At 72.1% G+C, this 1034-nt stretch carries 1 protein-coding gene; it reads right to left on the reverse strand.

The window, feature by feature from the left end; translation table 11 throughout:
- A partial coding sequence (locus PUR56_RS12300; protein WP_329948914.1) for an acyltransferase domain-containing protein occupies positions 1–1034 on the reverse strand: 1034 nt, incomplete at both ends.

Here is a 1034-nt window from a genome sequence, read left to right on the forward strand (position 1 = left end):
ACGACCAACGCCGCCGCATCGCCGAGCGACAGCACCCCGGCCACGTGCGCGGCAGCGATCTCACCGATCGAATGACCGACCAGCACGTCCGCCCGCACACCCCAGTGCGACAGCAGCGCGTGCAACGCCACCTCGACGGCGCACAACGCAGGCTGCGCGTACCCGGTGCGGTGGATCAGCTCCTCGTCCGCCAGCACCTCCGCCAGCGGCTGGTCCAGATCGGCATCCAGGTGCAACGCCACCTGGTCGAAGGCGTCCGCGTACACCGGGAACGCCTCGTACAAGCCCCGGCCCATCGACGCTCGCTGCGCACCCTGCCCCGTGAACAGGAACGCCACCCGGCCCGCCCGTGCGGTGCCGATCAGACCGCCCGCACCGGACACCACCGCATCCAGCCCGGTCATCAGCTCGTCGGTGTCACCGGCGAGCACCACCGCCCGGTGAGCGAGCGCGGCACGGCGGATCGACGCCGCGCCGAGTGCCACCGGGTGAGCAGCGCCCACCTCGGCGCTGTCGATCAGCTGTTGAGCCTGAGCACGCAGGGACGCCTCGTCCGTACCGGACAACAGCACCGGAGCCAGTGGCAGTTCCACTGCTGCCACGGCGGCGGCCTCGACCGTCGGTGGCTCCTCCACGATCACGTGCGCGTTGGTGCCACTGACGCCGAACGCCGACACACCCGCCCGACGAGGCCGGTCCCCGGGGTTCCAGGGCCGCGACTCCGTCAACAGCGACACCGCGCCGGAAGCCCACTCCACGTGCGGGGAACGCTCGTCGGCGTGGAGCGTCGCGGGCAGGGTCCCGTGCCGCATCGCCAGAACCATCTTGATGATGCCGGCGACACCGGCCGCCGCCTGCGTGTGCCCGATGTTGGACTTCACCGACCCGAGCCAGAGCGGGTCGCCGCCGTCCCGGTCCTGACCGTAGGTGGCCAGGAGGGCCTGGGCCTCGATCGGGTCGCCGAGCGTCGTGCCGGTGCCGTGCGCCTCGACCGCGTCGACGTCCTGCGGGTTCAACCCCGCCTGCGCCAACGC

The sequence above is a fragment of the Streptomyces sp. BE303 genome (assembly GCF_036290945.1).
GTDB lineage: Bacteria > Actinomycetota > Actinomycetes > Streptomycetales > Streptomycetaceae > Kitasatospora.